The following is a 14,346-nucleotide window of genomic DNA, read 5'->3' as shown; positions in this document are numbered from 1 at the left end:
ACAGAGCCAGGGCATCCGCTATGGCATCATTGCCCGAAGGCCGAAGAACGGCATCCGCCGCAGCGCCACCCGCCCGGCTGCACGGCCACGCTCCCGAGTACGCCCCGGAATCCCGCTGCCGTCCCGGATGCCGCAGGGCATGGCGCATGCCTTCGCCGGAATGCCCCAGCCTTCATCGCTCCCAATCACACCGGAGACCCCACCCCATGAACGCCAACACCCAGCCCGCCCCCACACCCACCACGCCATCGCTCAAGGTCGCCTTCCTGGGCCTGGGCGTGATGGGCTATCCGATGGCACGCCATCTGGCACAGGCCGGACATGCGGTCTGCGTGTACAACCGCACCACGGCCAAGGCAGAACGCTGGCTGGCCGAGATCGAAGGCAAGGCCCCCACCGGTCGCCACCGTCTGGCCCTCACCCCGCGTGAGGCCGCCCAGGACGCCGACATCGTGTTCTCGTGCGTGGGCAATGACGACGACCTGCGCAGCGTGGTGCTGGGCGAAGACGGCGCCTTTGTTGGCATGAAACCCGGCGCACTCTACGTGGACCACACCACAGCCTCGGCCGAGGTCAGCCGCGAGCTGGATGCGGCGGCACGTGCGCACGGCCTGCACTTTGTTGACGCCCCGGTCTCGGGCGGACAGGCGGGCGCCGAGAAAGGTTGCCTCACCGTCATGTGCGGCGGCACCGAGGCCGATGTGGAACGGATACGCCCCGTCTCGATGGCCTACGCGCAGGCCATCACCCGCGTGGGCGACGTGGGCGCCGGACAGCTGGCCAAGATGGTCAACCAGATCTGCATCGCCGGCCTGGTGCAGGGGCTGGCCGAGGCCATCCACTTCGGCGAGGTGGCCGGTCTGGACATGAAGCAGGTGCTGGACGTCATCGGCAAGGGCGCGGCGCAGTCCTGGCAGATGGACAACCGCGGCAAGACCATGACCGACCGCCAGTTCGACTTCGGCTTTGCGGTGGACTGGATGCGCAAGGACCTGGGCCTGTGCCTGGGCCAGGCGCGCCGCAGCGGCGTCACACTGCCCGTGACGGCACTGGTGGATCAGTTCTATGGTGACGTGCAGGCCCTGGGCGGCAACCGCTGGGACACCTCCAGCCTGATCGTGCGCTTCGATCATCTGAAGACGCAAAAGCCCTGAAAAAGCCAGGGTCGCTCAGGTCCCAGGAAGGCAGGTCGTCCCTGCCTTCCCCGGCTCGCCTTTTCTTCCCTTCTCCGGCTTCACCCCGCCTTTGCCGCCTGCGCCACCTTCCCGTTCCTTCGGCGCGGGCGCTCTGCCTGTTGTCCGGGGCCCTACCCGTGCCGCTGCCAGGTACGGCGCCAGTCGGCCCCTTCCTGCAGCAGCCGGGTCAGCGCCTGGCGGTTCCCCGTCAGCAGCGCATGGCGAATGGCCTGCATCCGCGCGTCCACCGCATCAATCGCCCGTAGCGTCGGCATCTGGTTCTGCAGCAGGATGTCCGCCCACAGTTCGGGGGACGACCCCGCAATGCGGGTCAGGTCCAGCAATCCGGGGCCGGCATGATCGCCGGCACGAATGGGCGCCTCCTCTCCGTCATCCCGCACCGCCTTGCCCGCGCCGGCATCCTTGCCTGCAGCATCCGGCCTGCCCGGGTTCGCCCCATCGGCCGCCACGGCCCCTGCCACGGCAAAGGCCACGGCATGGGGCGCATGCGAGACCAGCGCAAACACCCGGTCGTGGTCGGCCACGCTCATCCGGGTCACATGTGCCCCCAGCTGCTGCCACAGCGCCTGCAGGCGCTCAACCGAATCCGGCCGATTCCCGGGCAGCGGGCTCAGCACCACCTCGCGGCTCACGAACAGGTCCAGGTCAGCCGCATCCGGCCCGCCGCGGTCACTGCCGGCAATGGGATGGCAGGGCACGAAATCACCCAGCCCGGGCGTGGCCTGCGTCGCGGCACCATCGCTCATCGCAGCGATCGTCCTGCGCCAGGCCGTCACCACCGGCCCCTTCACGCTGGACAGGTCGGTCAGCACCGCGTCGGGGGGCAGATGGGCCGCCACCTCGGGCACCAGCGCGCAGTTGACGGAAATGGGCGCGGCCAGCACCACCAGGTCGGCCCCGGCCAGCGCGTCGGCCACCGAATCGGCCCGGGCATCGAAGAGCCCCAGTTCCATGGCCCGCGAGATGTCCGGCTCACGCCCGAAGCCCACCAGGCGCACCCCGGGCAGCCGCGCCCGCAGCGCCGCCGCCAGCGAGCCGCCCATCAGGCCCGTCCCCAGGATGGCCACCTGCCTGAACATCACTGGCCCAGGATCTTCGTGAGCGCGTCGATGAAGGCCCGGTTCTCTTCGGGCAGCCCCACCGAGACACGCAGCCACTCCGGCAGACCATAGTTGGCCACCGGCCGCACGATGATGCCGGCCCGCAGCAGCTGGTCGTTGATGCCGGCCGCATCGCCCACCTTCACCAGCACGAAGTTGCCCGAGGACGGCACGTACTCCAGCCCCAGCGCCTCGAAGGCCTGCACCAGCTGGGCCCGTCCCTCGCGGTTGATCTGGTAGCTGCGCGTCAGGTAGTCGGCGTCGTCCAGCACCGCCTCGGCGGCGGCCAGCGCGGCGCTGTTGACGTTGAAGGGCTGCCGCACCCGCCCCATCAGGTCGGTCAGTGCGGGCTGCGCCACGGCAAAGCCTACCCGTAAGCCTGCCAGCCCATAGGCCTTCGAGAAGGTGCGCGACACGATCAGGTTCGGGAAACGCTTCACCCAGGCCAGCGCGTCATAGCGCTGCTCGGGCGCCAGGTATTCGGTATAGGCCTCGTCCAGCACCACCGCCACCTGGGGCGGCACCTGCTCCAGAAAGCGCAGCAGCGCATCGCCCGGGATGAAGGTGCCGGTGGGGTTGTTGGGGTTGGCAATGAACACCATCCGGGTCTCGGGCGTGATGGCCGCCAGCATTGCCGCCAGGTCATGGCCCAGGCCCGCATCAGGCACCTCGATGCCCACCGCCCCGATAGCCTGCGCCACCAGCGGATAGACGATGAAGGCGTAGCGTGAATGGATGATGCCCTGCCCCGGTCCCACCAGCGCCCGTGCCGCCAGCTCCAGGATGTCGTTGGAACCGTTGCCCAGCGTGATCCAGCCGGCGTCCACCCCGTAATGCCGGGCCAGCGCCTGCTTCAGGTCATGGCCGTTGGCATCCGGGTAGCGTGCACCACCGGCCAGCACCTGCTGGGCCGCCGCCACCGCCTTGGGCGACATGCCCAGCGGGTTCTCGTTGGAGGCCAGCTTCACGATGCCGGCCGGATCCAGCCCCAGCTCGCGCGCCACCTCCCCGATGGGCCGTCCGGGCCGGTACGGCGCAATGCTGCGCACCCCGGCCGGCGCCCCCGCTGCGGGCGACACGCCCTGTTGTCCCTCCGTGTTCATCTGGATTCCCTCCCTGTCTCGTAGTCCTGCAAGCCCCAGCCCCCAGCCACCATGTGACTGGCGGCTCTGGGCGACACCTCACACCACCATGGCGCTTTCCGACGGGTACGACCCCATCAGCCGGAAAAAGGCCGCGCGCTGCTGCAGCTCGGCCAGCGCCGTACTTACCTCCGGGTCATCCTGATGCCCCAGCAAGTCGATGTAGAAATAGTATTCCCATCCTCCCTGACGCGCCGGGCGGGACTCGAAGCGCTTCATCGTCACCCCGTGGCGCGAGAGCGGCTCGATCAGCTGATGGAGCGCCCCGACCCGATCGGGCACGCCCAGGATCAGCGAGGTCTGGTCCTGCCCCGACGGCAGCACCTTCTGCATGCCCACCACCAGGAAGCGCGTCCGGTTCATCGGATCATCCTGAATGGCATAGGCCACCGACAGCAGGTCATACACGGCCAGCGCCGTCTCGCTGCCGATGGCGGCCAGCGCCGGATCCTCGGCTGCCCGTCGGGCCCCCTCGCCGTTGCTGGACACCGGCATCAGCTCCACATCGGGCAGATTGCGCTGCAGCCACAGCGTGCACTGCGCCAGCGCCTGCGGATGCGCCACCACCTGCCGGATATCGGCCATCTGTCCGGTCCGGGACATCAGCACATGTCGCACCGGCACCGTGATCTCGGCCGTGATCCGCAGCGGCGTGTTCAGGAACAGGTCCTGGGTGCGCGTCACCGACCCCTCGGTCGAGTTCTCGATGGGCACCACCCCGAAATCCACCGTCCCGGCTTCCGTCACCCGGAACACGTCGTCGATGGACGCACAGGGCACCCCTTCCACGGCATCGCCGAAGCGCGCCCGCATGGCCTGTTCGCTGAACGTGCCCCAGGGCCCCAGAAAAGCCACCCGCAGCGGCCGCTCCAGCCCCCGGCAGGCCGACATCAGCTCGCGCCAGAGCGAACGGATCGCCGTATCGGGCAACGGCCCGGGGTTGGCAGCCTGCAGCTTGCGGATGATGGCCGCCTCCCGCTCGGGGCGGTAGACCGGAGCATCGTCAGCCCCCTTCTTCAGCTCACCGATGCGCTGCGCCAGCCGCGCCCGCTGGTTGACCAGCGCCAGCAGCTGCTCGTCCAGGGCGTCGATGTCCTGCCGCACCCGGTTGATCTGATCATCCGCCATCTCGTTCCCTCACTCCTTTCGTGCTCGTCCGTTCATGCGAACCCGGGTGCCATTGATGCAACCGCACCACATTTCGACCGCCGCTTCGCACCCTTTCTGCCGCGATCCTTATCTGAACTGTAACAAGCATAACCAGTCGTGCAGTTATTCATACCCTTTTCCAGCAAGCAGGCACACAATGAATACATCCACCTGCGGACTGTCATGAAAAACACACTGCTTGTCACTGCCGTCTTCGGTTTGTTGGCCCTCAGTCAGACCGTCCAGGCGCACGATGCTGCCCCGACCGAAGCCATCCGAACCGCCCAGCCCGCTGCCGTTCAGCAGCAGGCTGCCCCCCGGCCTGCCCTCGAACATGCGGGCGTCCATCTGGCCCAGGTCACCACGCCGGTGGCCACGGCCTCCCGGCAGCCCGAGGAAGACGAAGGCACCATGCCTTCCGTGGCCTACGGCCTGATCGGCCTGCTGCTGATGATCTGCGTCCTGGTCAAACGGCACAACGATCCCGTCAGCGTCTGACGCCCCTCCCGGCCCCCGGCCAAGGGCGGACATCGACCCTGGCCATGGCCGGACGCCCTGCATGCCGACCACCTTGTCATTAGCAGGGAGGTTTCCTGCTTTCTTCCGCTCCAACCGTCCAATGCCTGCGGGCCATTCCGATGACCCGCAGGGGGTTCGCCCCTCGCTCGCCGGAAGGCTGCAAGGGGCGCGGAGCGCATCACTCCTCGGCAGCCTCGCCTTCGGCCGCCGCATCATCGCCCGACGGCGACTCCCCGGCTGCTTCCGGGCCTTCACTGGCCGCTGCAGCTTCACCGTCGGCCGACTCGCCCACGGCAGCCAGCACTTCCGGTGAATCGCTGCCCACCACGCGCTGAACGCGCGACAGCGTGTCGCCCTCTTCCACACCGATCAGCGTCACACCCTGCGTGGCCCGGCCCATCTCGCGGATCTCGTCGACCCGCGTGCGGACCAGCACACCACCGGTGGTAATCAGCATGATCTCGTCACCCTCTTCCACCAGGATGGCGGCCACCATCCGGCCATTGCGCTCGGACGACTGGATGGCAATCATGCCCTTGGTGCCGCGGCCGTGGCGGGTGTGCTCGATGAGCGGCGTGCGCTTGCCGTAGCCGTTCTCGGTGGCAGTCAGCACCGAACGGCGCTCATCGTCGGCCACCAGCATGGCAATCACCTTCTGGCCTTCTTCCAGCGCCATGCCGCGCACGCCACGCGCCGTGCGGCCCATGGCCCGCACATCGCCCTCGGAGAAGCGCACTGCCTTGCCGGCGTCGGAGAACAGCATCACGTCGTGCTCGCCGTCGGTCACGGCCGCACCGATCAGGTAGTCGCCCTCGTCCAGGTCCACCGCGATGATGCCGGCCTTGCGCGGGTTGGAGAAGTCCGACAGCGCCGTCTTCTTCACCGTGCCCAGGCTGGTGGCCATGAACACATAGTGCTCGTCGTCGAAGGTCTTGATGGGCAGAACCACCGTGATCTTCTCGTTCTCGGCCAGCGGGAACATGTTGACGATGGGGCGCCCGCGCGAGGCGCGCGAACCCTGCGGCACCTCCCAGACCTTCAGCCAGTACACCCGGCCGCGGTCGGAGAAGCACAGGATCGTGTCATGCGTGTTGGCGATGAAGAGCTGGTCCACCCAGTCGTCATCCTTGGTGCTGGCTGCCTGCTTGCCCCGGCCGCCACGACGCTGCGACCGGTACTCGGACAGCGGCTGCGCCTTGATGTAGCCCGAGTTGGACAGCGTCACCACCATGTCCTGCGGCGTGATCAGATCCTCGATGTCGATCTCGCTGGCGTTGAGCTCGATCTGCGAACGGCGCGGATCCTTCTCGGGGCCGCCGAACTCTTCCACCACCCCCGTCAGCTCGTCGCGGATGATGGCCGTGATGCGGGCTGGCTTGGCCAGGATGTCCAGCAGGTCCAGGATGCGGTCCACCACCTCGCGGTACTCGGTGACGATCTTCTCCTGCTCCAGCCCGGTCAGCCGCTGCAGGCGCATCTGCAGGATCTCGCCAGCCTGCACCTCGGACAGCTGGTAGGTGCCGTCGGGCTGCAGCCCGGCGTTCGGATCGATGCCTTCCGGCCGCAGCGCCGACACGTCGCCCGCCGCGCGCTCGACCATCTCGGCCGCAATGCCCGCCGCCCAGGTCCGCGCCAGCAGCCGCTCTTTGGCCACCGGCGGCGTGGGCGAGGACTTGATCAGCTCGATCATCTCGTCGACGTTGACCACCGCCACCGCCAGACCTTCCAGCAGGTGCCCCCGGTCACGCGCCTTGTTCAGCTCGTAGACCGTGCGCCGCGTCACCACCTCGCGCCGGTGCGCCAGGAAGGCTTCCAGCACCTGCTTCAGGTTCAGCAACCGGGGCTGGCCATCGACCAGTGCCACCATGTTGATGCCGAAACTGTCCTGCAGCTGTGTGAGCTTGAACAGGTTGTTGAGCACCACCTCGGCGTTCTCGCCGCGTTTCAGCTCGATCACCACCCGCATGCCCTGCTTGTCGGACTCATCGCGGATGTCGGAGATGCCCTCGATCTTCTTCTCGTTGACCAGCTCGGCGATCTTCTGCTGCAGCACCGCCTTGTTCACCTGGTACGGGATCTCGTCGACGATGATCGCCTGGCGGTTGCCCGCCTTGTCCATGTCCTCGAAGTGCGTCTTGGCGCGCATCACCACCCGGCCGCGGCCGGTGCGGTATCCCTCGCGCACACCCGCCACCCCGTAGATCAGCGCACCGGTGGGGAAGTCGGGGGCCGGAATCTTCTCGATCAGCTCGTCGATCGTGGCATCCGGGTTCTCCAGCAGCAGCAGGCAGGCGGCCACCACCTCGTGCAGGTTGTGCGGCGGAATGTTGGTGGCCATGGCCACCGCGATGCCCGTGCTGCCATTGATGAGCAGGTTGGGGATCTTGGCCGGCAGCACCTGGGGCTCGGAGGTCGAACCGTCGTAGTTCGGCCCGAAGTCCACCGTGTCCTTCTCGATGTCGACCACCATCTCGCTGGCGATCTTGCGCAGCCGGATCTCGGTGTAACGCATCGCCGCCGGGGGGTCACCGTCCACCGAGCCGAAGTTGCCCTGGCCGTCCACCAGCGTGTAGCGCAGCGAGAAGTCCTGCGCCATCCTCACCACCGTGTCGTAGATGGCCGAGTCGCCGTGCGGGTGATACTTACCCATCACGTCACCCACCACGCGGGCCGACTTCAGGTAGGGGCGGTTCCAGACATTGTTCAGCTCGTGCATGGCGTAGAGCACCCGACGGTGCACCGGCTTGAGGCCGTCACGCACATCGGGCAGCGCGCGCCCCACGATCACGCTCATGGCGTAATCGAGGAAGGAGCGCTTCATCTCCTGCTCGAGACTGATCGGTACCGTTTCTTTGGCGAATTGATCCTGATCCATGGAATCCGGGACGCACCGCATGGCCCCCGTGCGAAGGGCCCCGCCGCACGCAAACAAGAGACCCGGGCACACGCCCGGGTCAGGAAGAAAGGAGGAAGCCCCGACAACGGAGCCGCCCCGGAACAGGCCCTGCGGTCAGCACGTCCCCAGGACCCGAAAAAGCTGCGCCGGCCACCCAAGACGGGTCCTGAAGACCCATCAATGACCGGGCCATGCCTCGCTCCGGCTAAGCCCTTGAATTTTAGACCATCCGCGCCCCCGACTCACGGACACCCCGAAACCGGCTCTCACGTATCGGCAAGAACCCGACACCCGAGTCACTTCTGCCCTTTCACCCGCCTGGCGCCCTTGCTCCCACTGCGGCGCATTCTCGGGCCGCCCCGTGTCCCCAAGCCGGCTTCACGCCACGAATATGTTGCAAATGAACGACAATTCACCCCGCGGGCGTCGCAGAACGGACCCAAGTCCCTACGGACCGACCGGACGCTATGGCACAATGAGTCAAGCGTATTCGTATGGATGCAGCCCTACGGCCACGGCCCGAAGGTTGTTCTTTACGCAAGCTCACTGCATTTTGCACAGGGTCACAGCTGGTAAGTGGTACGCCACAGTCCGTCCTTGTCAAGGTGCTGGTTTTTCAGCTGAGAGTCGTCTCACCGAGAGGAGAAACATGAAGAAATCGGTCAAGCTTGGCGCATTGGCTGCGACAGCGCTGCTCGCCGCCTGCGCGACAGGCAGCGGGGCAAAGGGCCCTGATGTCACCGCCGATCAGAACGATACCGGCTACGTCACGTCCCGTGACGGTGGCGTGGTGACCGGCAAGTTCGGCGAGTGCTTCCACGACAAGGCCTTCAAGGCTTCGCACGCCATCGTGGAATGTGATCCGGATCTGGTGCCGAAGGCGCCTCCGCCGCCTCCCCCGCCGCCGCCGCCGCCTCCCCCGCCGCCGCCTGCTGCACCTCAACCCACCAGTGAAAAAGTCACCTTCGCTGCCGATACCTTCTTCGGCTTCGATCGTGCCGTGCTGAAGGATGAGGGCAAGCAGAAGCTGGATGACATCGTCAACCAGCTCGACGGTGTTGCTCTGGAAGTCATCGTTGCCGTCGGCCACACCGACAGCGTCGGTCCGGAAGCCTACAACCAGCGTCTGTCGGTCCGCCGTGCAGAAGCTGTGAAGGCCTACCTGGTCAGCAAGGGCATCGAAGCCAACCGGGTCTACACCGAAGGCAAGGGCGAAGCCCAGCCTGTGGCTGACAACAAGACCAAAGAAGGCCGCGCGAAGAACCGTCGCGTGGAAATCGAAGTGGTCGGCAGCCGTCAGGTCATGCAGTAAGCCTGCAGCACGCCACATGCCAGCTGCCCGCCCCGGCGGGCACTGGCAGGGCCAGAAAAGCCACCATGATCCGTCATGGTGGCTTTTTTATTGCCCCATGCCTGAGTCCCGTTGGCCGCTGGCCCGCACCCAATACACGGCTTAGGCTCTAAAATCCCCCATGCCCCCAGGAAGGCGGCCTTCCGGCACACCTTCCCCAGGCACCCCTCATCCGGTTCCGTGCCCGCAAGGGCGCCTTCCCGGCCCCTTTCCGCAGGGCCTCCCCTGCCGCACGCTTCCATCTGCCATGTCCACCAGCCCGTCCGCTTCCTCTCCGGTCCCCGCCGACAGCAGCGCCGCTGCCAACGTCGACCAGGCCGAACTCGACAAGTTCCAGGCGCTCGCCTCGCGGTGGTGGGACCCCGACAGCGAGTTCAAGCCCCTGCACGACATCAACCCGCTGCGTCTGGAATGGATCGTCCAGCAGGCCGGCGGCAGCCTGTCCGGCCGCAACGTGGTGGACGTGGGCTGCGGCGGCGGCATCCTCACCGAAGCCCTGGCCAAGGCGGGTGCCGCCACCACGCTGGGTGTGGATTTGGCCGACAAGTCGCTTCAGGTGGCCCGTCTGCACGCCCTGGAAAGCGGCGCCCCGGCCAAATATGAAAAGATCGCCGTCGAGGACCTGGCCGCGCGGCAACCCGGCCACTTCGACGTGGTCGTCTGCATGGAGATGCTCGAACACGTCCCGGACCCGGCCTCGGCCATCCGCGCCTGTGCGGACCTTGCCAAGCCCGGCGGCACCGTGCTGCTCTCCACCCTCAACCGTAACCCCAAGTCCTACCTGTTTGCCATCGTCGGCGCCGAATACGTCCTGAAGCTGCTGCCGCGCGGCACCCACAGCTTCGACAAGTTCATCCGCCCCGCCGAACTGGCCCGCATGGCCCGTCAGGCCGGTCTGGAGCTGCAGGGCTTCATGGGGCTCACCTACAACCCCGTCACCCAGCAATATCGCCTCAACCCCCACGATGTCGGCGTCAATTACATGGCATCGTTCCGGAAACCCCAGTAAAGGTCCGTCATGCCCCAGCTCAAGACCCGGCCTGCCGCCGTCTTCTTCGACCTGGACGGAACCCTGGTCGACACCGCCGACGACCTGGCCGCTCCGGTCAACCACATGCGCGAGGCCCGCGGCCTCAAGCCGCTGCCCCTGGAAGAGTACCGCCCGTTTGCCTCGGCCGGATCACGCGGCCTGCTGCATATCGGCCTGGGCGCCACCGCCGACGACCCCGACTACCCTGCCCTGCGCACCGAGTTCCTGAACCGCTACGAACAGGAGATCGCCGTCCACTCACGGCTCTTCGACGGCATGCCCGCACTGCTGGCCTGGCTGGAAACCAACGGCATCCGCTGGGGCGTCATCTCCAACAAGCTGGAATACCTCGTGCACAAGCTGGTGCAACAGCTGGGCCTTGGCCATCGCGTGGCGCTGGCCTACGGTGGTGATACCGCCCCGCGCGCCAAGCCCTGGCCCGATCCGCTGAAGATGGCCCTGAAGGAAACAGAGCTCACCGCCCGGCAGTGCGTCTACATCGGCGACGACCTGCGCGACATCCAGGCCGCCCACGCCGTGGACATGCCCGCCGTGGCGGCCGCCTACGGCTATGGCAACCCCAACGAGATCCCGCACTGGAAGGCCGACCACGTCGTGAACTCCCCGCAGGAACTCCTGGCCATGCTGAAACGGCTGCCTGCCTGATAGCTGCCCACCTTCCCGAAATCGCCGCCCGCCAGAAAACATCTGGCGGAACCGGCTCACCAAACAGCCCGCTCAGTAGCAGATGCTGTTGTTGCTGCCCATGCGCAGCATGCTGGCCATCGTCACGCCGCGCACACGGATCGGCGGCAGCTGCTCTCGCGTGCGGATATCGAAGCGGTAGATATACGGCGCCCCCTCGTCCAGCGTGTAGAGCGCCGTCTTGCTGTCGCCCGTCACCCACATGTTCATCACCTCGGGCACGAAGCGCACGATCTTGCGGTCCGACGGATCCTTGAACGACTGGAACATGATGCCCTTGTCCCCCGCCAGGATCCAGGTACTCTCCAGCCAGCCCGTGCGAACGAAGCGCGGCGAGAAATTGACCCGGAAGCGTTCAGGCGTGCCATTGCCGTTGACCAGGTCGAACATCGCCACGTTGCCCGTCACGTCGGCAAAGATCACATGCTTGGAGTACGCATCGATGTACGGCATGATCATCGGCTCATTGGTGGAGCCTACCGTACGCATCGGGCCCGTGCTCAGCACCTTGTCCTGAGCCGGGAAGTACACCAGCCCTTCCGAGCCATCGTCGGTCGTCATGGCCAGCAGGTCATCCTCGGGGCTGGCCACACCAATGCCCAGACCCGACCCGGTACCAATATGCTTGGACAGATCGATCGTCTCCCAGGGCGCATCCAGCGGCTCTGCCCCGCCGTAGCGGTGGTAGATGCAGGGCCTGTCCTCGTCCAGCACCCAGAACGACTGGCTGAACGAGCTGAACAGCAACGAATAGTACGTATTGATCAGTGCATCGCGCTGATCCGAATCGAAACGGCGGGGGAAGATGCGTACCGTGAAGTCCTTGTAGTTGATCATCCCCACCTGATCGCGCAGCCCCACCGCCACCAGATTGGTCTGCGGCACGAAGAAGATCTGGAAGACCGGTGAAGGCAGCTCGACCCGGCGCCGCTCGCGCGTCTTCAGATTCATGAACTCGATGGCTGGCACCTCATACGCACCCACTGCCATCATGGCGTCGTCACGCGCCATCTCGAACACATTGGGCCGCATCGAGAAGTACAGCGTCTCGATATGCTCTCCGCTGACGATGTCCGTCACGCTGATGAAATTGCTGAAGCGGTCAGCCACGAACACGTAGCGCGTTGGCGCGTAGATGGACTTCACCACGCGCTTCATGGCCTCATGCTGGTCATCAGGCCCTTTCGACATCGGGCCGGACGGCATGCCTCCGGAAGGGGCCGCAGCTGGCTGCGCGCCCTCCTGGGCGGCGCCAGCTGGCGGAGGATGGTCTCCCGGCGTGGCCGATTCATGGACCATACCGGTTTCCTGGGCCCAGGCAGCCAGCTGTGTTGCCAGCCCCAGTGATGCCCCTGCCCCCGCCTGAATGAACTGTCGCCGCTTCATGTCACTACCGTCCGGAAAGATGGCCGTCAGTGGCCTTCAAGTCAGAGACCCAGAAAGCCCTGATCAGTGGGCCTTTTGGGAATGATCACCGTGCTTGCTGAGCGCCATGCCCATCATGCTTGATGCCGGCGTCCTTCATCACGTCCTTCACCGACTTCACCACGGCTTCGCAGCTGGCCTGGGTGCCGTCGTCGAAGAACACCGTCATGGTGTGCTTGCTGCCCACCTTCGGCTTGTTGGCGACGTCGAACAGCATCACGTGGTCGCCGCCCTTCTTGAACACCCGCTCGCCTTCCTTCAGCGTCAGGTCCTTCAGCGGGCCCATCTCCATCACGCCATTCTGCATGACCATCTCATGCAGTTCCACCCGTGCACTGACACCCGGAACCTCGGCACGCACCAGCTTCACCGGAGCGCCCGTGTGATGGAAGTGCGCGAAGGCACCCGTCATGTCCTTGCCGGACACCACTTCCTGGATCACGCAATTCGTCAGCTTGGTGTGCGTGGCCGTCTCAGCTGCACCAGCCTGACCGGAAATCAGCAGAGCCGGAGCTGCCAGCAGGGCTGCCATCGAAAGAACCGTCGACTTCTTCATGGTGAAACTCCTTCGGGGAATGAATGGGGCGGATGGATGCCGCCACCAGGGAAAACAGGGACAGAAACCTCTCGGGATGTCCGCGCGGCCACCGGAATACCGCATGGCCGCCAGGGACTGCCCGTCAATCACGATCGGAACGCATTGATCCGGCGAACAGTCACCTCAGACGGATGCCTGGACACGAACACGAGCCGACACCAGACCGCCATGGCCAGATACGGAAGCCGACATCTCACCAGCTGGTGCCAGACTGGCCTCTTCGGCCTTGGCCGGCGCATCGATCTTCGCAGGAGCGGAGCCATTGGCGCCCGACCCGGCAGCACCTGACTTCTCAGCGTCCGGCTTGACCGCGTCCGACTGGTCTGCATCAGGCTTCTTTCCGGCATCCTTGGGCGGCTCGCCCAGCACACGGTCCAGTTCCTGGGTCAGCCCCTCGGGGCCCATCTGGTAGTCATAGACGTCCCGCAGCTTCCGGTCAGGGCCGATCAGGTAGATCAGCGCGCTGTGGTAGACCGAATACGGCACGCCAGGTTCCGGGTTTTCCAGCTTCTTGCCGTCCAGCCGGTAGCCAAACGTTGCGCCCAGAATGTCGGAGAGCGCCCGGATGTTCTTCATGCTGCCCGTCAGGCCCACAATGCGCTCATCGAAGAAGCGCACGTACTGATCCAGCCGCTCGGGACTGTCATTGACCGGGTCGATCGTCACGAACACCGGCACGATGGCGTCCGGGTTCTTCAGCGCCTGCATCACCTCGCCGAACTCGAACAGCGTGGTCGGGCAGATATCGGGGCATGAGCTGTAACCGATTGCCAGAAGCAAGTACTTGCCCGGGAAGGCATCCTGCGTCACCTTGCCCTTCACATGCTCCAGGTCGAAATGAATGGCGCGCCCCACCTCGGGCTGCCCTGCAGGCTCCACAACCGGCCCAGCCCCTGGCTGACCAGCCTGGACTGCGCCGCTGCCTCCTTCCTGCGCCACGCCGTTTCCGGCCGCTACCAGCAGCCCGATACTGGCTGCCACTGCCCACCGCTTCAACATGACCATCTTCTCCTGAAATCTGTTCTTTTCCGACAAAACGGCCGAAGACAGAAAAATGCTGCCATCGGCCGTCAATGATACGACGCGGGTGCGTGCGCCTTCGGAATGATCGATTCTCCGTTGTGGTCTCTGTCTGCCCTGAACAGGCATTTTTACTGAAAACCACCAGAAAATGATTTCCAGACGCCTGATCGGAAAAACGTCTCCCCCGGGCAACAGGAAACGGCCCACCCGAA

The 14,346-nt window shown here is 65.8% G+C and carries 12 protein-coding genes; 5 read left to right on the top strand and 7 right to left on the bottom strand.

The annotated features are described in order from the left end of the window. Positions 1–206 precede the first annotated feature (206 nt). Positions 207–1,154: an NAD(P)-dependent oxidoreductase gene (locus EL249_RS06160; protein ID WP_005673668.1), complete on the top strand. Its 948-nt coding sequence runs from the start codon at positions 207–209 to the stop codon at positions 1,152–1,154. 152 nt (positions 1,155–1,306) lie between these two features. Here the strand turns inward: EL249_RS06160 and EL249_RS06155 are convergent, their stop codons facing one another. The 3 genes from EL249_RS06155 to pheA all read right to left on the bottom strand — a co-directional run bounded on the left by EL249_RS06155 (position 1,307) and on the right by pheA (position 4,566). Then, entirely contained in the window at positions 1,307–2,275 is a 969-nt protein-coding gene (locus EL249_RS06155; RefSeq protein WP_005673669.1) for a prephenate dehydrogenase, read from the bottom strand. Beyond that, positions 2,275–3,399, bottom strand: coding sequence for a histidinol-phosphate transaminase (gene hisC, locus EL249_RS06150; protein ID WP_005673670.1), 1,125 nt, complete (start codon positions 3,397–3,399; stop codon positions 2,275–2,277). Before hisC ends, EL249_RS06155 begins: the two co-directional genes overlap by 1 nt. A gap of 78 nt (positions 3,400–3,477) precedes the next feature. Then, positions 3,478–4,566 carry a prephenate dehydratase gene (gene pheA / locus EL249_RS06145; RefSeq protein WP_005673671.1) on the bottom strand — a complete coding sequence of 363 codons (1,089 nt, stop codon included), beginning with the start codon at positions 4,564–4,566 and terminating at the stop codon, positions 3,478–3,480. Between the two features lie 204 nt (positions 4,567–4,770). Between pheA and EL249_RS06140 the strand changes: the two genes are divergently transcribed. Next, complete coding sequence (locus EL249_RS06140; RefSeq protein WP_040529915.1) at positions 4,771–5,085, top strand: hypothetical protein; 315 nt, start codon at positions 4,771–4,773, stop codon at positions 5,083–5,085. Between the two features lie 199 nt (positions 5,086–5,284). Here the strand turns inward: EL249_RS06140 and gyrA are convergent, their stop codons facing one another. Next, positions 5,285–7,981: a DNA gyrase subunit A gene (gene gyrA, locus EL249_RS06135; protein ID WP_040529916.1), complete on the bottom strand. Its 2,697-nt coding sequence runs from the start codon at positions 7,979–7,981 to the stop codon at positions 5,285–5,287. A 670-nt stretch (positions 7,982–8,651) separates the two neighbouring features. On the opposite strand from gyrA, the gene ompA reads away from it, so the two are divergent. The 3 genes from ompA (at position 8,652) to EL249_RS06120 (ending at position 11,049) form a co-directional block, all read left to right on the top strand. Beyond that, positions 8,652–9,314 (top strand): outer membrane protein OmpA, encoded by a 663-nt coding sequence (gene ompA, locus EL249_RS06130; protein ID WP_005673675.1) that lies wholly within the window; start codon positions 8,652–8,654, stop codon positions 9,312–9,314. A 286-nt stretch (positions 9,315–9,600) separates the two neighbouring features. Next, complete coding sequence (ubiG, locus tag EL249_RS06125; protein WP_005673676.1) at positions 9,601–10,362, top strand: bifunctional 2-polyprenyl-6-hydroxyphenol methylase/3-demethylubiquinol 3-O-methyltransferase UbiG; 762 nt, start codon at positions 9,601–9,603, stop codon at positions 10,360–10,362. A 9-nt stretch (positions 10,363–10,371) separates the two neighbouring features. Beyond that, positions 10,372–11,049, top strand: coding sequence for an HAD family hydrolase (locus EL249_RS06120; protein ID WP_005673677.1), 678 nt, complete (start codon positions 10,372–10,374; stop codon positions 11,047–11,049). Between the two features lie 72 nt (positions 11,050–11,121). On the opposite strand, the gene EL249_RS06115 is transcribed toward EL249_RS06120, so the two are convergent. The 3 genes from EL249_RS06115 to EL249_RS06105 form a co-directional block, all read right to left on the bottom strand. Then, positions 11,122–12,474 carry a hypothetical protein gene (locus tag EL249_RS06115; protein ID WP_126348113.1) on the bottom strand — a complete coding sequence of 451 codons (1,353 nt, stop codon included), beginning with the start codon at positions 12,472–12,474 and terminating at the stop codon, positions 11,122–11,124. 85 nt (positions 12,475–12,559) lie between these two features. Continuing rightward, positions 12,560–13,069 carry a copper chaperone PCu(A)C gene (locus EL249_RS06110; protein WP_005673679.1) on the bottom strand — a complete coding sequence of 170 codons (510 nt, stop codon included), beginning with the start codon at positions 13,067–13,069 and terminating at the stop codon, positions 12,560–12,562. Positions 13,070–13,234: 165 nt separating this feature from the next. Continuing rightward, the gene (locus tag EL249_RS06105; RefSeq protein WP_083799621.1) at positions 13,235–14,110 is read right to left on the bottom strand and encodes an SCO family protein; all 876 of its coding nucleotides are present in this window, start codon (positions 14,108–14,110) and stop codon (positions 13,235–13,237) included. Positions 14,111–14,346: the final 236 nt, after the last annotated feature.

It is taken from the genome of Lautropia mirabilis (genome assembly GCF_900637555.1).
GTDB classification, from domain to species: Bacteria; Pseudomonadota; Gammaproteobacteria; order Burkholderiales; family Burkholderiaceae_E; genus Lautropia; species Lautropia mirabilis.
Note: the sequence above shows the minus strand (reverse complement) of the source record. Positions and strands in the feature narration are given on the sequence as shown.